16 protein-coding genes are annotated in these 16,594 nt (G+C 48.9%); 8 read left to right on the forward strand and 8 right to left on the reverse strand.

From position 1 onward, the window contains the following. Positions 1-91: 91 nt before the first annotated feature. Both JWG88_RS07315 and JWG88_RS07320 read right to left on the reverse strand, forming a co-directional pair. A complete protein-coding gene (locus JWG88_RS07315; protein ID WP_205233046.1) occupies positions 92-2,245 on the reverse strand; it encodes an ATP-binding protein in 2,154 nt (717 codons plus the stop codon). A 6-nt stretch (positions 2,246-2,251) separates the two neighbouring features. After that, complete coding sequence (locus JWG88_RS07320) at positions 2,252-2,947, reverse strand: response regulator (protein WP_205233250.1); 696 nt, start codon at positions 2,945-2,947, stop codon at positions 2,252-2,254. 467 nt (positions 2,948-3,414) lie between these two features. On the opposite strand from JWG88_RS07320, the gene JWG88_RS07325 reads away from it, so the two are divergent. The 5 genes from JWG88_RS07325 (at position 3,415) to JWG88_RS07345 (ending at position 8,753) form a co-directional block, all read left to right on the forward strand. Then, positions 3,415-4,794 (forward strand): PRC-barrel domain-containing protein, encoded by a 1,380-nt coding sequence (locus JWG88_RS07325; protein ID WP_205233047.1) that lies wholly within the window; start codon positions 3,415-3,417, stop codon positions 4,792-4,794. 295 nt (positions 4,795-5,089) lie between these two features. Beyond that, entirely contained in the window at positions 5,090-6,163 is a 1,074-nt protein-coding gene (locus tag JWG88_RS07330; protein ID WP_205233048.1) for a membrane-associated sensor domain-containing protein, read from the forward strand. A gap of 103 nt (positions 6,164-6,266) precedes the next feature. Further along, complete coding sequence (mtgA, locus tag JWG88_RS07335) at positions 6,267-6,989, forward strand: monofunctional biosynthetic peptidoglycan transglycosylase (RefSeq protein WP_205233049.1); 723 nt, start codon at positions 6,267-6,269, stop codon at positions 6,987-6,989. Between the two features lie 267 nt (positions 6,990-7,256). After that, positions 7,257-7,859 (forward strand): hypothetical protein, encoded by a 603-nt coding sequence (locus JWG88_RS07340; RefSeq protein WP_205233050.1) that lies wholly within the window; start codon positions 7,257-7,259, stop codon positions 7,857-7,859. A gap of 84 nt (positions 7,860-7,943) precedes the next feature. Beyond that, positions 7,944-8,753, forward strand: coding sequence for a phage holin family protein (locus JWG88_RS07345; protein WP_205233051.1), 810 nt, complete (start codon positions 7,944-7,946; stop codon positions 8,751-8,753). Positions 8,754-8,994: 241 nt separating this feature from the next. Here JWG88_RS07345 and JWG88_RS07350 read toward each other — a convergent pair whose 3' ends face one another. Both JWG88_RS07350 and JWG88_RS07355 read right to left on the reverse strand, forming a co-directional pair. After that, a complete protein-coding gene (locus JWG88_RS07350) occupies positions 8,995-10,581 on the reverse strand; it encodes a DUF748 domain-containing protein (RefSeq protein ID WP_205233052.1) in 1,587 nt (528 codons plus the stop codon). A 341-nt stretch (positions 10,582-10,922) separates the two neighbouring features. After that, complete coding sequence (locus JWG88_RS07355; protein ID WP_205233053.1) at positions 10,923-11,072, reverse strand: hypothetical protein; 150 nt, start codon at positions 11,070-11,072, stop codon at positions 10,923-10,925. On the opposite strand from JWG88_RS07355, the gene JWG88_RS21890 reads away from it, so the two are divergent. Both JWG88_RS21890 and JWG88_RS07360 read left to right on the forward strand, forming a co-directional pair. After that, on the forward strand, positions 11,071-11,202 hold the full coding sequence (locus tag JWG88_RS21890) for a hypothetical protein (protein ID WP_306793066.1): 132 nt from the start codon (positions 11,071-11,073) through the stop codon (positions 11,200-11,202). The two genes, JWG88_RS07355 and JWG88_RS21890, sit on opposite strands and share 2 nt — an antisense overlap. 57 nt (positions 11,203-11,259) lie before the next feature. After that, the gene (locus tag JWG88_RS07360; RefSeq protein ID WP_205233054.1) at positions 11,260-11,769 is read left to right on the forward strand and encodes a type 1 glutamine amidotransferase domain-containing protein; all 510 of its coding nucleotides are present in this window, start codon (positions 11,260-11,262) and stop codon (positions 11,767-11,769) included. Between the two features lie 219 nt (positions 11,770-11,988). Here JWG88_RS07360 and JWG88_RS07365 read toward each other — a convergent pair whose 3' ends face one another. From JWG88_RS07365 to JWG88_RS07375, 3 genes are read right to left on the reverse strand one after another with little or no spacing between them, the layout of a single operon-like run. Beyond that, positions 11,989-12,756: a M15 family metallopeptidase gene (locus tag JWG88_RS07365; RefSeq protein WP_205233055.1), complete on the reverse strand. Its 768-nt coding sequence runs from the start codon at positions 12,754-12,756 to the stop codon at positions 11,989-11,991. 35 nt (positions 12,757-12,791) lie between these two features. Next, complete coding sequence (locus JWG88_RS07370) at positions 12,792-13,871, reverse strand: alpha/beta hydrolase family protein (RefSeq protein WP_205233056.1); 1,080 nt, start codon at positions 13,869-13,871, stop codon at positions 12,792-12,794. Continuing rightward, complete coding sequence (locus JWG88_RS07375) at positions 13,868-14,956, reverse strand: acyltransferase (RefSeq protein ID WP_205233057.1); 1,089 nt, start codon at positions 14,954-14,956, stop codon at positions 13,868-13,870. Before JWG88_RS07375 ends, JWG88_RS07370 begins: the two co-directional genes overlap by 4 nt. Before the next feature lie 276 nt (positions 14,957-15,232). On the opposite strand from JWG88_RS07375, the gene JWG88_RS07380 reads away from it, so the two are divergent. Beyond that, positions 15,233-15,814, forward strand: coding sequence for a hypothetical protein (locus JWG88_RS07380; protein ID WP_205233058.1), 582 nt, complete (start codon positions 15,233-15,235; stop codon positions 15,812-15,814). Positions 15,815-16,030: 216 nt separating this feature from the next. Here the strand turns inward: JWG88_RS07380 and JWG88_RS07385 are convergent, their stop codons facing one another. Then, positions 16,031-16,537 (reverse strand): four-helix bundle copper-binding protein, encoded by a 507-nt coding sequence (locus tag JWG88_RS07385; RefSeq protein WP_205233059.1) that lies wholly within the window; start codon positions 16,535-16,537, stop codon positions 16,031-16,033. Between the last annotated feature and the right edge of the window lie 57 nt (positions 16,538-16,594).

Genomic DNA, 16,594 nt, shown 5'->3' on the forward strand with positions numbered 1-16,594 from the left:
AGACTGTTCCAGTTTTGAGGATATTTACGTATCGGTCCTTACATGCGTATTCTTGAGAGCGGATCTCTTAAAAGACATAAAAAACAAAAGGCTATATTTCGCGTTCAGGCCGAGGCAGTTCAATAGTAAAACAGACACCGCCACTCTCACCCTGGAGATTTGCAGCGCTTACCGAGCCGTTATGATGATTGGCTATTGTTCTAACGACGAAGAGACCGAGACCAAGATGCGGTTCCTGGTCATGTGTGGTCCGCACCGATACCATTGAGCTGAAAATCTCCTCCAGCATGTTCTCCGGGATAGCCGGGCCTCTGTTGGTAATGTGTATGCGGGATGTGCTTTTAAAGGCCTCCAGATGCAGTTCGACGGCGGTGCCCTTTTGATGAAAAGCAACTCCGTTTTCAATTACCTTATCGAGCATTTGGCGGATGCGGTAGGGATCACCGAGTAGGTAGACATCTTCTTCAGGTTTTTTATAGATAAATTCAACCTTATCAAAGGTGACTCGCCAACTATAGCTCAGCCACATTGCCAGGGCCTCGGAGAGATTGAAATTTTCAACAAAATCCTGGGAGAGAGCATTTTGCAGATTTGCCGCATCGCGGATGCCGGTGAGCATGTCTTCCATGCGCTTGATATCTCCAAGAGCCCAGTTGACATAATTTGATATGTGGTCCGGCTGGCCGGAGAGTTCCTGGGCGAGGTTTTTCAGAGAGGCTGAAACACCGGCCAACGGGGTGCGCATTTCATGCTCCAGATTGTCCGCCATTTTTTCCCGGTAGCGGCTTTGGGCCTGAAGCTGAGAAAGAACCGAATGAAGGGTTCTGGAAAGATCGCCGATCTCATCACGGGCATTTGCCGGAGACGGCAAGGTGAGAATCTGACCGTTTTCACCGATTGCCGCGGCAGCCTGGTCCCGAAGCAAACGAATTCGCGAGGAAATGCGAAAGGCAAAGAAGAGCAGTCCGCAGCCTCCAAAAATAAGGACCAGCAGGGTCAGGCCAATTGATTCTTCAATAACCCTGTTTTTCAAGGCAAGAATAGAGTTGGTGGTTTGTTCGACAACTACTGCTCCGACGATGGTGTCATTCTCATACAAAGGTGTGATCGCCGCCATAACCTCAACTTCATCCTCGGCGATGCGGTAGCTTGAGGTGGAGCTGCTGCCGAGCAGGGCCTCGCGCACCCCTTCGAGATTCAAGGTCGAGGGCTGCGCTTCAGGGTCGGCAAAATCATTGGAAAATGGTTCTGTGAAAAGATGATAGAGAGGTGAAAAAAAAGTGTTCAGCCGGGAGAGAAAAGAGTTCCGGCCGGGGATATCGGCATTGACATCATCAGCTGTTCTGAGAGAACCGTAGCTCGCCCTGATATGCTGGTTCGAATCGATTACCTGTATTTTTGACTGCGGCCGGTTCAGCGATTCGAGAATATCTTCAATAGAGGTGGATTGAGCCAGCAGCCAACCGATATCTTCGGGACTTTCAAGGTCGGCCGTCCCGATGATATTTTCTGTTCTGCGGGAGAAGACATCGTCTACATCGACGATGGCGAATGCCAGCCTATTGCCGACCAGTTCAAGCGGCAGCCGCATTTCCAGAATATATCCGGATGAAGTTGTCTCCCAGACTCCCTGAAGGCGGGATTCATTTTTAGCGGGCAGTATGCTGTCGAAGTCTCGCGAGACCAGATATCCGTTAACCCATCCCGGCTCGCTTGCCGTGATGATATATCGGTTGAGATTGCCCTGTCTGTCTTCAATGGCTATCTGCAGGTGATCGGATCTGTCCAGGGCCAGTGAGTTTTCCTGCCGAAAAACCAGACTATCGTCATTCACCAGAAAGACGGCATACAGGTGGTCTCCCCTTCTGCCGATCAGATGCCTGAATCCCGAGCCATCGGGATCAAAGTTTTGCGGTGAATCAAGGATATGTTCACTGCCGAAGTACAGCGCGTTTTCCAGGTGGGGTTCCCAGTCGTCCGTTTTACCGTTGAGACGCATCGGGCTTGTCAGTTGAAAAAGATAGAGATCGCGGCTGCGGTCCAGCGAATGAAAGAGTTCCCGGTCGAAAAGACCTGCCCTGCCGCTCAATGCCGAGGCCACCGCACGGGCGGAAAACATCAGCGCCTCCTTCTTGCTCTCGAGCAGGCTGGTTTTGACAATGGCGGCAAGGCGTACCCCTGTATACGGGATGGCGAGTAGTAAAAGTGAAATCAAGGCGAGTTTCAGCCTGAGAGATATTCGCATAGGCTGTTATTCCACCCAGCGGTATCCCATACCATATTCGGCGCGGATGGTGTTGAATTGGGGGTCGATTTCTCTGAATTTTTCCCTGATTCTTCTGATATGAGCGGCAATGGCATTATTGGTTACCACTACATTGGCGGCCGCCATCAGTTGAGAATGTGACTTGACATGGCCGGGATGTTTCACCAGCGAGACAAGAAGCCAATACTCCGTCAGAGTGAAATTGAGCTGGATGTCGTTCCAGAACACCTGTTTTCTCTCCTCCTGAATTAAAAGATCCCCTGAACGCCATGTTTTTTCTGAAGCTTCAGGATTTCCTTTTAGTACTTCCATCATCTTGAACAGTGCCGAAATCCGGACCGGCAGAAAATCAAGGGTAGTGGTGTTCTTGGTGAGGTAATCCCAAGCCCCGAGCCGCAGGCCCGACACCTTGTCCAGGTCGGAATCACGGGCTGTCAAAAAGATGATGGGAATAGAGGGCGAAGCGCGGCGCAGTTCGCGGCAGAGGTCGAATCCTCCTTCCATTTCATCACCCAGCATGACATCAAGAATGGCGAGGTCGGGAAGCTGACGGGTAAAGGCGGACTGCGCTTCAGCTCTACCGGCGTAGCTGCTGACCGCATAGCCCTCTCTTTTCAAGGCTTGGGCGTAGTTGGCTCTAAGGCGTTCGTCGTCTTCAACTAATGCTATGGTATACGTCATGGCTTCCGCTACCTTCCCTTGAGTTGTATGGATCCGAAAATGATCGACAATTAATCGCATCAAAGTAATCCGTTGCCCCGCATCACTGCAAGCAGAAAAGCAGCAGAACTGGGGTATGGTCATCTTTTCTCATAATTGCTGAGGCTTATCCACTTGATAACGGCACATGGTCTTCAGGGTAAATGGCAATAGTCAAATCAACAAAATCAACACCCAAAAATAAATTAAGATTACCATGAGATTTTTTCTTCATGGCCAAGAGCATTCTTGTTTTATATTTCTATACAGATACCCAAAATGCCAGACAGCTTTTTGAAACAATGGCTGCTGCCGAGAGGTTTGGAGCCGTTGACATGTTATGATAGGTATATAAATTTCTCGTTATCCATTCTTGTTTCGTTCTGAAGCAGATGAAAGTCATTTTGATTTTCATCAAAAAACAGGAACTAAATGATAAGGAGGAATTTATGAAAACATCACCAATACCATCAATAATCGTGGCAGGCTTCCTGGTTTTCTTGTTGAGCTTTCCGGTGCTGGCTCAGCAGAGTGCGGAGGAGCTTAAGGGGAAGGAAGTTCAAAATGAGCAGGGTGAAACTCTTGGCACCATCGAGGAAGTTATCATCGGACCGGATGGAAATATCGAAGCGGTTGTCGTCAAAAAAGGCGGTTTTCTGGGGATGGGAGGTGAAGAAAACCGAATACCCTGGAACGCTCTAAGGCAGGGAGAGAATCAGGATTCTTACGTCTATTCCGGAGCCGGAGCTGAACAGCCGCAAATAACCGAACAACAGAACCAGCAGGAGACGCAACAGGAAAGACCTGTTGCTGCCCAGCGGGACCAGGAGGAGCCGGGACAGGAAAGAACTGCCGAGCAGCAGGACCAGAAGTCAGAGCAGCAAAGAGACCAGGTTGTAGCTCGGGATTCCGAGGCGGATATACGGGTAGAGCAGCCTCAGGCGCAGGTCCAGGTACAGCAGCCTGAACCGCAGGTAAGAGTGGCACAGCCTGAACCGAAGGTAACGGTAAAACAGCCGCCGCCGGAAATTGAAGTGCAGGTAGTACAGCCGGAGCCGGAGGTGACCGTGGAACAAGGGCAGCCCAAGGTAGATGTTCGGCAGCAGGAACCTGAGGTGGCGGTGGAACAGCAGGAACCGAAAGTCTCCATTCAGCAGGAGAAGCCTAAGGTAGCAATACAGCAGAGCGATCCTGAAGTCCAGGTGGAACAGTCCGGTCGCCCGGAGGTCTACGTGGAAGAACAGCAACAGGCACAGGTCCAGGTACAGCAGCAAGGTGAGCCGCAGGTGGATGTCGCCGTCCAGCAGCCGCAGGAAGATCAGCAGGCTGCAGGCCAACAACAGCGGGAACAGCCACGGGCTGCAGGAATGGATGCAGCGGGAGCTGAACAACTGGTTGGACGCGATCTCGTTAGCAGTGACGGCGAAAGGCTTGGCAGTATCGAGGACACCAAGCTTTCCCAGGACGGAAATACTGTTGAGTTCCTGATAGTCCAGGGAGATCAAAACGAGATGCATCCCGTTCCAGCTGAACTGGTACAGGCAGAAGAGGGGCAACAGGAATTAACTGTCAAGATTGATAAACAGACGTTTGACAGCTCTCCGAGTTTCGGTCCTGATGAAGAGCAGCGTCTGGCCGAGCAACAATTTTCTCAGGAGATCGAGAGCCATTACGGAATCGCTCCCGCCTGGCAGCAGGAGCAGCAGGGAAATCAACCGCAGGGCAGACAGCAGCCCGACAAGCAATCACCCGAATCCCAACAGCTGCAGATGAATCAGCCCGGCATTGATACGGAGGAAAATCCGCCTCGGCCGGAAACACAACAGTAGAAACTCATGCCACAGTTCCCGTCCTCCTGTTGCCGGCAGGACGGGAATTTTAATACCTTTTTTATCCTGCCACTCCCACGGTAATTCCCAAAATAACTTAGAATCAACAGGTGTAGAATTTCCTCCCGATTTGCTCAAATTTATATCGAAAAACATGTGGTACGCCAAGAGACGTGCAAAAATCCAGCCCACCTGTTTCCACAGTTTAAAACCTGGAAGTTTTCTTCATTATAGGTGATATTGCGCTGAATCACGTCGCACTTAGCAGATATGGCATGTCATCCAGGAGGTTTGTTTGAAAACTCTCATCAGTAATAAAGATCTTGGGGTACAAACGGCTATCAATCATTTAATCCTATTGGCAGCTCTTATAGGTTTATATCTTACCACCTTTATCAATTACCTGGTTTTTCATACGATGGCGGAGATTTTCAGCATTGTTATTGCATTCTCCATCTTCGTCATAGCCTGGAACTCAAAACAGTACAGCAGAAATTCATACCTTTTATTCGTCGGCATCGCCTATCTTTTCATTGCCTTGCTCGATCTGCTGCATACCCTTTCATTTAAAGGAATGCCTCTGTTTACCGACTATGACTATTATGCGAATCAGTTGTGGATTGCAGCGCGGTACATGGAAAGTATGACCCTCCTTGTGGCCTTCCTCTTTTTAGGCTGGAATAAAGAAGTCAAAGCCAACACTGTCTTTGCAGTCTACACGGTTATTACCGCTGTGATGATCGCCAGCATATTCTACTGGAAAACCTTTCCGGAATGCTGGATCGATGGAATCGGCCTGACTCCCTTCAAGATAATCAGTGAATATGTTATTTGCGGTATCCTGGCAGCATCAATTTTTTTTCTGCAGAAAAACAGGGAAAGGTTTGAGGGAAAAATATATACAATTTTGCTTCTGTCGATACTCTGTACAATACTCTCGGAAATCTCTTTCACTTTTTATCTGAGCAATTACGATATTTTTAATATGGTGGGTCATTATTTTAAGATTTTCTCATTTTTCTTCATATATGAAGCAATCGTTAAAACAGGAATAAAGGAGCCCTTCGATCTGATTTTTTTCGACCTCGACAAAGCCAACAGCGGCCTGAAGAAAGAAATTGAAATCCGTAAAAGGACCGAAAAGGAGAAAGGGAAACTGATCAACAACCTGCAGCAGGCCCTTGAAGAGATTAAGACCCTGCAGGGCTTGCTGCCCATCTGTTCGGTATGTAAAAGTATCCGCGATGACAATGGCTACTGGAACAGCCTGGAATCATATTTCGATGAGCATTCGGATCTGCAATTCAGCCATAGTTACTGTCCTGAGTGTGCAAAACAGCATTACAGTCAATTTTTACCCGAAAATTGACGGGAATCTTCTCATGTTTACAGAACCTGAAGGTCAATAGCTTCTTCACCGCCAAAACTGCCCCCCGGTTTCCTCCGAAATCACAAAAAACACTCAGCTTCAGATGGCACGAAAAAAGACAAAGAAGAGCGCAAAGAAAAGATTACTGCGGTTCGTCTGGAAAACTGCAGTGTGGTTTGCAGCATTATCCATAATTGTGGTTCTGATATTCCGGTTTGTTCCGGTTTACGCCACGCCGCTGATGCTGATCAGATTGCTGGAACAGGTTTCGGCAGGAGAAGAACTGCATCTTCAACACCAATGGGTGCCTCTCCAGGCAATATCCGACAATCTCGTTGTGGCGGTAATTTCCAGTGAAGATCAAAATTTCCTTGATCATTACGGCCTTGATTTTGAGGCGATCAGGGGCGCCATCAAATCCTACCTGAAAAAAGAGAAGGGGGGCAAGCGGCTGCGTGGCGCCAGCACCATTTCCCAGCAGACGGCCAAAAATGTTTTTCTCTGGCCGCATAGGAGCTGGATCCGCAAAACTCTCGAGGTCTATTTTACCATTCTCATAGAGATTCTATGGAGTAAAGAGCGCATTATAGAGGTATATCTGAACAGCATCGAAATGGGGAAGGGCATATATGGAGCGGAGGCAGCTTCTCACCATCACTTCAATAAATCTGCTGCAGGTCTGACAAAAAGAGAGGCGGCGGCAATCGCCGCAATTTTGCCTAACCCTCGAGAATATAAAGTAAATCCCCCCAGTCCTTATATCCGCAGCCGCATCGACTGGATTACCAGTCAGATGCATCGGCTAGGCCCTCTGCAGCTTAACTGATAGACCGTTCCAGTGCCGCTGCCTGGATCACCGCAGGAATCGCGTTATACCACCAAAAAAGATCGTATACCCATCATACCTCAGAAAAGCTCAGATAACCATAGCATACCAGTAAACTCTCAAAAACATTTGAACTGCCATATTACTTGTAGCAAAAGGATATGCGCGACTTTGAACTCCCGGTTTTATTGGGGAGACGTTTTTGAGAAATCCATTCCAGTGCGGAGAGGTGATTTTTCTCATTGTACTCAAATCATGGGAGGTCTTATGGAAACTATGGATACGGGTAAGAGCCGGGACACCGGCGCCGAAAGAACAACTACTCAGAAGCCGACCGGTCAAACAACAGGACCTGAAGTGAAAGAACAGGCAAAAGAAAAATCCCAAAAGATAAAGGAGGAAACTCTCCGGAAAGGACAGGAATTTGTTGAACAGCGTAAAGATGTAGCTGCAGGAGTCATGGCCGATTTCGCAGACGCCCTTCAAAAAGCCGCAGGTGAGCTGGATGCCAGGGAACGCCGAATTTCTGCTGAATATGTCAGGTCGGCATCCGGCGGCATCCGGCAGTTCTCAAACTCTTTGCAGGAACAGGATGCCAACGGAATAATGAGACAAGTCAAGAACTTTGGTCAGCGTCAGCCGCTGCTTCTTCTTGGGAGTGCTCTTCTTACCGGTTTTGCTTTCACGCGATTGCTCAGGAGCATTGACAGTGATGGAGGGCCGGAATATGAGAACCGCAACAGGCCTGGTGGAACTCAGTCACCCTACCCCTCAAAGAGGTACGAAGAGGACGAAACCTTCAGGCAGGAAAAGTCCAGACCTCCCTACACTGCGCCAGCGGCTGGTCTTGGTGAGGAAACGGAATACTAAGTATGAAAAACAAATAGCTTGAGCCGGAATGCTGGGGGAAAGATTGTTCCGGTCTCGTCAGAATATCATACCAGGAGAATGAATATGGATTCGAAAAGCGGAAACGAAAATTCCATTGCCGACTTATTCACAGATCTGAGCAGAGAAGTAACCACCCTCCTGCGGCAGGAATTTGGTCTGGCTAAAACTGAAATGTCTGAAAAAGCGGGCCAGGCCACAAGTGGCTTGATTTCGCTTGTCGTCGGGGGAGCCGTGGCCTATGCCGGTGTATTGGTATTGCTGATGGCGGCAGTTCTTGCCCTGGGATTATTTCTTGATTTATGGCTTTCCGCACTGATAGTTGCGGTTGTTGTTCTGATCATTGGAATATCTATGATCGGTAAAGCCAAGGCAAATCTGAAAATGCGGCTTATGGCTGCCGAATCGAATTATGGCGGCAGATCCCACCACTACGGATCCCTGAATACAGAGAGAGCAAAGGGAAACCTGCGCGATAAGTATGCCGAAAAGAAATCCCAAGCGGCAGATATGGTCAGTGGCGCAAGCGATAAGATGCACCAAATGTCTGCTACCATGAAAGAACGCCGGAGCCATTTGCAAAGCAAGGGGCATGAGTGGTCCGATAAGATGCAGTCCAAAGGCTCCGACATAGCCGGCCAGCCGGTAATTTTAGCGGCTGCAGGACTTGTGGTTGGATCCTTGCTTGCCATGAGCCTGCCGATAACAGCCAGGGAACAGGAAATGATGGGAGAAAAAGGTGAAGAACTCTTTGAAAAGGCGGAGGAGTTCGGCCGAGAGAAATTCAAAGAAGGTCAGGAAGCCGCTGCTGCTGCCGGTGAGACTTTTCAGGAAGAGCTTGGCAAGAAAAGCGAACAGGAATCTAAACCCAGCTGAGCCGAATCATTGTCATTTGCTCCTGAGTCCTTGTGAAATTTGAAGGGGATTGCCTGAAGATTTCCGGTTTTCCCCGGCAGCAGTCCGGCCGGGCAAGACATGTCCAGAAAGTTCGGAAATACGGTGACCTGGGCATGTAAGAGGAATTTAAGAAAGATCGTCATGCAGACTGTAAGATGGGGTGACAGCGCAGGAATCCGGGGCTCTTAAAAAAATCAAGATCTAGCATATTCCAGAGCGGTCAATTTTCTTCAGATGAGGAGACTTCCTGTTCGAACCCGGGAAGAATTGCCTTGAAAAAAGCATTCTGGATGAGGTTGATGATAATTTGCCAGGTGTTGGTCTCAGGATCTACGATTTCCCCGGAGATGTCGGCGCGAGTGGCTACTTCTTCACGGGGAACGTTCTCCAGAAGATCCGAAATGCCTTCTACCAAGCCTTCATACATTTGACTGAAAATGTTTTTCTCCTCATCCTGGCGCCGGTCGTAAACTTCCATATCCTGAAAAAGAGGTTTTATGTACCCGTCAATACTATCATTTTTCACACTGATCTCTGAGTACAGGGAAAATTGTCCGCCGACTACATCAAAATTACCATATGTCTGAAGAAGTTTGTTCATTGAAGTGAGTTCGGTTTCTTCTATTTTGATGTTCAGATCAAAGTTCGGACCATCGATCTCAGGCCGGAAGGTCGCCGTTGCCAGAATTTCTCCGCTCCCCATGAACCTGCCCTGAAGCCTGGCTCTGGCTTCTCCCTGCCGGAACTGGTTTGATAAATTTGTAAGCTGGAAGTCCAGGGGATTGACAAAGATGCGGTAGGAGTGTTCCGATTTATTGTTGACCAGGCCGAGGCGACCGGTCAGGCTCAAGTGGTCGATTCGCAGGAGAAGGCCAGGTTTGTTGCCAGCCTCCTGAGCGGCGGCCTGAACCTTCTCTGCCTTTTCCTTCTCCTGTTTTTCTGTTTCGGCTGAGTGGATATAATCCAGGGCGAGATTATGTGCTTGAAGATTCCGCAGGTGGGCGATTTTGACTTCCGGAGCATATTCTATCTGACCAGAAGCGGAGAAGATACCTTCATCGATATACAGATTATGGCGGGACAGCACAGGCTTGAAATATTCCAGCGCTATCCCGGCCAGTTCAATTTCAGCCTCCATGCCGACATGTGGTTCTGCCAGAAAATCAGCCTTCCCCTGCATTGAGGCGCGGCCCGTTTCAAATACCCTCCCGGAAAAGGTGAATGGCGACGGATATGTTCGATCCGGAGACTCCACGTTGCGGATATTTTCAGCCTGCAGATCAATCTTGTCGACATGAAGAGGTCGTTCCGGATCTTCATCGATATATACAAGATCGCCCTCACTGATAGTCAGACGGTTGATCTTGAGCGGGTAAATTGCCCGGACGGCTCCCTGCCAGCCTCTCTCTTCGACGGGCGTCTTATTTTCCGCTTCCCTGCGGAGCTGTTCCAGGTTGACATGTACGCGCGGGTTTTGCAGGTCGAACTCGGCAACGAGTCTGCCCGAGAGTAAAGCCCGCCAGTGTACATGGGCATCTAATCTGGGAAAATGAGCCACCGGGGGATCCGGGTACACATCCTGTCGGACAATAAGATCATACAGGGTGACAGCGAAACCAAAAGGATGAAAATCGAGCTCCAGCAACTCGACAGAATATCCTTCAAGGGACATGTTTATCTGTTTTTCCATACGCTGCCGGAGTGGCCCTTCTATCAGGTATGATAGAAGAAAAATGACAAGCAGCGCCAGTATTATTGCGCCGCCTGCCCATACCCCGGTCCTGGAAAGACGGTTTTTGATTTCCATGATCCTGCGAGAACCTCCCTTCTAGGTTAATCTTCAATTCACTGTTCCTTTGTAATTATCACATGAATGATCGTCCGAAACAAGTGACAAGGGATCATGACCACTGGGGACGGTTGACAACTCCAATGAAGACTAAAGGTGAAATAGCCGAATTTGAGAGAGAAATAATTATTAGTTTGACACCGAAGGATAGGGAATGGATGTCAAATAATCGGCACATATTTTGCACTCATCACTAAGAAATCTCCTGAATAGTCACGAAGCTTTAAGATGGCTTTCACGAGGCCATCATTAACATTTATACCTAAATGGACGAGGTCATAAATGACCTGCCGGATATCTTACATTTCTTCACATTTTCTTCTTTCTACCGCTTTTAACGCAGTTAGTTCGAGTAAAGGCGTTGCACGACCACCATGTTCCTGTGTCGTTTCAGTATTTGCAACCATCCCACTTACAAAAACCTGAAACATTAAAAGGAGAAAAATCATGGGCTTCAATCCACTCAAAGAAAAAGGAATACCGCTGGAAAAACAGACCGTAAGCTGGTCCAAAGCCAATGTACAACCCTACAACAAGAACGAAATAGGAAAAATACCGTGCAGCATAGGGTGTCCTTGAGCAATAGGATTTCGTTCAGTCAGACACAGAAATTACCGAGAGGGAGATGATATAACTATGGGAAAAAAAATCGCGGCGATACTCACTGATATGTTTGAGGATTCGGAATATACCGAGCCCGTCAAAGCTTTCAGGGAAAAAGGACATGAGGTAATAAATATCGGTCTTGAAGCAGGTAAAATTGCCAAAGGGAAAAAAGAAGGCACGGAAGTGCAAATCGACAGGGCCGTTAGTGAGGTCAGCGTTGATGATTTCGACGCGCTTCTCATCCCGGGCGGTTTTTCTCCGGACAAACTTCGTATCGACGAAAAAGCAGTCAGCTTTACGGCGGATTTTGTCAACAGTGACAAACCGGTTTTCGCCATCTGCCATGCCGGTCAGCTGCTGATCACAGCTCAGGTTTTGCAGGGTCGCAAATTTACCGGCTACAAATCGATCATTCAGGATATTAAAAATGCAGGCGCCGAATTTATCGACAGGGAGGTGGTTGTCGACGGAAATCTGGTGAGCAGCCGCAATCCTTCCGATATCCCGGCATTTATCGAGGAATCGCTGAAAAAACTATAGGACGAGGGTCAGGAGATGCCCGGATTACACGGGTAAACCTTTTGCTGCCGTCATTCCAGGAAAATTTGATCAAGGACGCTCAGCTCCGGAATGACGGCAAGGCTATTTTGCAGGTTGATATATAATTTCGATGCAGTTGGAAGGCAGAAGGGTCCATGCTCTTTATGGTTTGCGGCTTTCAAAAAAGATGACCAACATCTGCGATGGATCGGATGCCAATTATTCGATTATCAAGAAGCTGTCGCGGATAACTTCCTTGGGAAAGGCATTGAAGTGCCACCATTCGATGTTGATCATGTGCCATCCCGCATCGAGCATAGCATTGCGAAGGATCAGACGGTTTTCGATCTGAGATGAGGTCAGTTTACCCTGGCGCAGGAAAGCATCCTCCAGCAGGGGCTGGGCCAGGAGGCCGAAGTGGTCGAGCGGAGTTCCCATATCCACTCTTTTTCCGGTTTTTACATTGAAGAGGGTGACATCGACCGCCGCGCCATAGTTATGCATCGAGCCCCATTTCGGATTGGCGACATAGGGTTGTCGGGGAGTGTTGACAACCAGTTGCCACATCTTCTGTTGCACGGACCGGGGTCTGACCGCATCGCCTACCAGGATGCGCAGTTCCGGATACTGTTCCTGAAGAATCCGGCTGGCTGCGACAAGCTTTTCGGCCGCCTCCGGAAGGAGATAGGCCCGGTTCAGACCGCGGTAGACGTTTACTCCCATGAAATTATCCGACCTGGCATATTTGAGATCGACAATGATTGAGGGGTCGAGCATGTTGGCGCAGATCAACCCTTTTTGGCGGAGGTCCTGTTCCAATTCGCTTGATACCGATCGTTCGCTTGCTCCTGCAGGAGGAGAAACATAGGCCGAATCTGCTATCAGGGCGGATGAAGTGCCGGGAAGTGTCAGAAGACATACTGCGAAGACGGGGATTAACGATAAAGCCCTGCCACGAGAGAACAACGTGGTAATAACAGAAATCATTTTGTTTTAAGTATAATTGATGGTAAAAAAAATCATCAAGGTTGCCGTGATGGGCTATGTATAAGCCATTCCAGTCCAGCATTATAAACAATATCGTGGCCCCCGTCAAAGAGGAAGAGATCCGCATTACCGGATTTTCGCGCAAAAACCACAGGAAGACCCATTTCCTCGAAGAACCTGTTTTTTCCTCCCTGTCCCTTAAGCCCGTCGGGAAGAACTCCCTTTTCGTCGAGAAAACGGTATTCTTTCGCTGAGATGACATCCTCCTCTCTGGCAAGGTCGTTGAATGCGCGGACGGCATGCGAGGGGGGAACGAAGTGGTCCTTGATTCCTCCGCTGATAAAAACCCGGACATCACTATTGCGCGCCTTAGCAAGGTAGTTGGATGGGCTGCGTCTGCGGCACTCCTCTTCAGCCTTTTTGTCAATATTCGGTTTGCCGCCGCACGAGGATTCGATATCTTTTTTATAATGTTCGGTATATTTGTATTGCGACTGTATCACGGTATCATACCAGTCGTTCAGATCGTACACCGGCACCCAGACCAGGGCAGCGCTGAACTTTTCGGGAAAACGTCCGACCATGATAAGCGACATCATGGCCCCGCCGGAGAATCCGGCCAGATAAATTCTATCTTCATCCACAGGTGCATGCGATGTGGCATATTCAAGAGCATCGAGCACATCCTCCACTGCTTTTTCAGATGCTGTGGCATCCGCTCCGTCGAACTCTCCCCGATAGTTCGGGTGGATGAATATCCAGTCGTTTTTTTCGGCAAAAACCCCATAGGGGATGCCGTAATGCTGCATGTAGTCGGCGCTCCAGCTGTGCAGCACCAGAAGAAGCGGCTTCTTTTTCCTGGTGCCCGAATGATACCAGAGTGCGGGTTGCCCCGATTCGCCATCTTTTCGGGGAATAGTGATCTCATCGATACCCGGGGCTGCCTTTTCCCAGGCTTGCCGCTTGGGCAGATCACGCAGGGGAAGCTCGGCGATTTTGGTGAAGGAAGTATACTCCTCGACAAATTGGATTTCTTCATCGGAGCTTCCCGTGCAGCTGAAGGGCAGACAGAATACGAAGATGAACAGGGCAGGAATAAGTTTTGAATTTATCATGTGATCAGATTCCTCAGGTGGGGTGTCAGGCGGATGAGAAATACCGCAACGAGCGAAAAAACAAAAACGGACATCGCGAAAAGCGGGATTCCAAGTGCGGGGTGCAACGCCATCCCGAAGGCGCTGGTCTGGTCGATGGTAAAGCCGAAGACACCATCGCGGAGGAGATCAAGGATAAGGGCATGGGCCAGATACACCCCGAAAACGCTCATGCCTATTTTCTGCATGAATTCAGGGGAATGCCTGCGGATCCTTTCTTCTCCTTCCGGGGTGATCTCTTTGCGGGTATGAAAAATGCTCTTAATCAGGAGAAAGAGCGAGATGGTCATGGTGACCACGGTGATACTGAAGTATTTATAGAAATAGGGGTGAAATTCTCCCCTGTTTGCACTCATCACATAGGTTCCGATAACAGTGGCTGCAGCGCCACCCAGGAAGACCAGCAGCATCAGGAACAACGGCAATCCCGGCCTGACTACCCTGTCCTTGAGCATGTAGCCGAGGAGAAAATAACCGGAAAGCTTCAGAGGAGAATAATCATCCATGTCCGGAGTGAAGTAGGTTTGCAGATCCAGGGGCTGGTCTATAACCGGCAGGAGCGAGGCCCAGATGAACCAAAGGGTGATCAGATACCAGACGTGCTTTCGCGGAGCCTCTTTTAAAAAGACACCGGCGGCCGGTGCGAAGAGGTAAAGGACGATCAGCATATAGATGAACCAGAGGTGGTAGTAGAGCGGCTCGGTCAGCAACATTGGAATAAACTGGATAAAAGCGAGGTCTTCTCCCTTGACATAGATGCGATAAATAAAATAGATACCGCTCCAGATCAGAAAAGGAAGCAGAATCCTGCCCACCCGGTTCAGGAGAAATTTCCGTAGCGGCATTCTGCCCGCGCCAGCCAGGAGCAGAGCCCCGCTGACCATGACAAAAAGAGGGACGCACCAGCGGGAGAGAGAATCGTAGATGTTGCCGATCCACCATTCCGGTGTTCTTGCAAAGGGAACCAGAAAGGGTGCGGAGACATGCAGAAGAATGACCGCGAAGATGGCGGTCATCTTCATGATTTCAGCCCAGAGTAAGCGCATTTTCAGTATTCTTCCATGGATATGAGAAATGAAACCGGAACCGCAGAAAAATGATCATTGATGGACTCAGTGCCGAGCCATCGTCTGTCCACAGATGATTTATTCACAGAAGAGCAATCCTGCTTGAATAATACAATACCCGATATTTTGTTTATATAGCAACATTTAGGTGTACATTAATTCGTACACCTTTCTAGTCGCGCCGCAGATTTGCCTGCTGATGTGTATAGATATTTTTTATGTCACACCTTGTCAGGCCATTGGGTTGCAAAAATAATGAATCTAAGAATGGTCACTGCTGCTCTCTTTTTCGTCTGCATCTATATGTCAATTTCCGCGCAGGGGACTAAAACGGCGACATGCCCAAGTTCCGATAGATATGCTCTACTGAATTACGACCATAATCTGCTCAATCAATTTGGAGAATTCAGCCAGGCATCTAGAGTCTTAGGTTTTGTCGGTATACAAATTGGTCCTTCCGGTATCGTTAACTCCGGCAACAATGTGTTGCAAAGAATAGTAGAAATGGAAGTTGAATCCGAATGTTCCTCCAAAGGCGAATCGGATGTTACGGTGACCATAACCGGAGAATGTGTACAAGGTGTCCTGAACATGCGAATTCAGGAAACATATTCGGAAATTACACTATCGGGATCTTGCGGAACAGGATATGTGGAGGCTTCAAATACAGATTTCCAGCTTGAAATGGAGTATACAAACAACACTACGAAAACCGCGCCATATGTCGGCGCCACCGGGTCGGGCACCTATTCCTGGCAGCTGCAGTTCACCGATGAGCCACCTCCCGCTGAAGCACTGCCGCTGGCCCCAATACTTCATCTCCTCCGGCGAGATTAAGGACGGCTTTATGTCCTTTATGGAGAACCGAGATTTTGTGCCCCCCCAAAATAGTTGATCTTTTCGGGATCGGGACGGCAATTGTCTCTTGCTCAAAGATTGAGGCTATAAAGCGATCTTTTGCCTGAATGTCTTCTGCCGCCATTCCGGTGAAGATGATATAGAGAATTAAGCTTACCGGAATGACAGCAGTAAATTGCTTCCGATTTTATGTACCTACAGCAGTCCGGTTATGTTTTCGCATTCACTCTGACAGCGGCGGCAGGCTTCGGCGCAGATTCCGCAATGTTCATGCATGCCGGCATGCTGCTCGCATTCAGAGGCGCACAGGCTGCATGCGGCAGCGCATGCCTGAACCTGGTATTTCAGCGCATCCTTCGAAACCATGCTCAGGCGCGAAAGCAGAGCACCGGTAGCATGGCAGATATCGGCGCAGTCCTGATTAAGCCGGATGCAGCGGACAAGAGTCTGTATCTGCTTTTCCCCCAGGCAGGCATCGGCACAGGCGATGCAGGCCTGAGCGCATATATATAGCTCCCCAATAGCCTTCGCCAGTTTTTCACTGTCACAAAACTGCTTGTCAATAAGGGGTGTTCCTTTTCCCTGAAAGTATTTGTTATAGAAGGGAATAAAAGTTAACCCGTATATGCTTCTACAGGGAGTCGGATCAGGGAGCAAAAATCCGAGCTGCCGTGCATGCTCACAACTATATCTCTGCGTCATGCTTTTAGCCTCCGATGACTTTAGGAAAGCCGAAGATTTCTCTGGCATAAATGTTGC

This window comes from Desulfopila inferna, assembly GCF_016919005.1.
In the GTDB taxonomy this organism is placed as follows: domain Bacteria; phylum Desulfobacterota; class Desulfobulbia; order Desulfobulbales; family Desulfocapsaceae; genus Desulfopila_A; species Desulfopila_A inferna.

Excerpts from the sequence above, each read along its gene's own strand:
- JWG88_RS07315 (WP_205233046.1), bottom strand. The coding sequence starts at position 2,245 with ATGCGAATATCTCTCAGGCTGAAACTCGCCTTGATTTCACTTTTACTA.
- JWG88_RS07320 (WP_205233250.1), bottom strand. The coding sequence starts at position 2,947 with ATGACGTATACCATAGCATTAGTTGAAGACGACGAACGCCTTAGAGCC.
- JWG88_RS07325 (WP_205233047.1), top strand. The coding sequence starts at position 3,415 with ATGAAAACATCACCAATACCATCAATAATCGTGGCAGGCTTCCTGGTT.
- mtgA (WP_205233049.1), top strand. The coding sequence starts at position 6,267 with ATGGCACGAAAAAAGACAAAGAAGAGCGCAAAGAAAAGATTACTGCGG.
- JWG88_RS07340 (WP_205233050.1), top strand. The coding sequence starts at position 7,257 with ATGGAAACTATGGATACGGGTAAGAGCCGGGACACCGGCGCCGAAAGA.
- JWG88_RS07345 (WP_205233051.1), top strand. The coding sequence starts at position 7,944 with ATGGATTCGAAAAGCGGAAACGAAAATTCCATTGCCGACTTATTCACA.
- JWG88_RS07350 (WP_205233052.1), bottom strand. The coding sequence starts at position 10,581 with ATGGAAATCAAAAACCGTCTTTCCAGGACCGGGGTATGGGCAGGCGGC.
- JWG88_RS21890 (WP_306793066.1), top strand. The coding sequence starts at position 11,071 with ATGGGCTTCAATCCACTCAAAGAAAAAGGAATACCGCTGGAAAAACAG.
- JWG88_RS07355 (WP_205233053.1), bottom strand. The coding sequence starts at position 11,072 with ATGATTTTTCTCCTTTTAATGTTTCAGGTTTTTGTAAGTGGGATGGTT.
- JWG88_RS07360 (WP_205233054.1), top strand. The coding sequence starts at position 11,260 with ATGGGAAAAAAAATCGCGGCGATACTCACTGATATGTTTGAGGATTCG.
- JWG88_RS07365 (WP_205233055.1), bottom strand. The coding sequence starts at position 12,756 with ATGATTTCTGTTATTACCACGTTGTTCTCTCGTGGCAGGGCTTTATCG.
- JWG88_RS07370 (WP_205233056.1), bottom strand. The coding sequence starts at position 13,871 with ATGATAAATTCAAAACTTATTCCTGCCCTGTTCATCTTCGTATTCTGT.
- JWG88_RS07375 (WP_205233057.1), bottom strand. The coding sequence starts at position 14,956 with ATGCGCTTACTCTGGGCTGAAATCATGAAGATGACCGCCATCTTCGCG.
- JWG88_RS07380 (WP_205233058.1), top strand. The coding sequence starts at position 15,233 with ATGAATCTAAGAATGGTCACTGCTGCTCTCTTTTTCGTCTGCATCTAT.
- JWG88_RS07385 (WP_205233059.1), bottom strand. The coding sequence starts at position 16,537 with ATGACGCAGAGATATAGTTGTGAGCATGCACGGCAGCTCGGATTTTTG.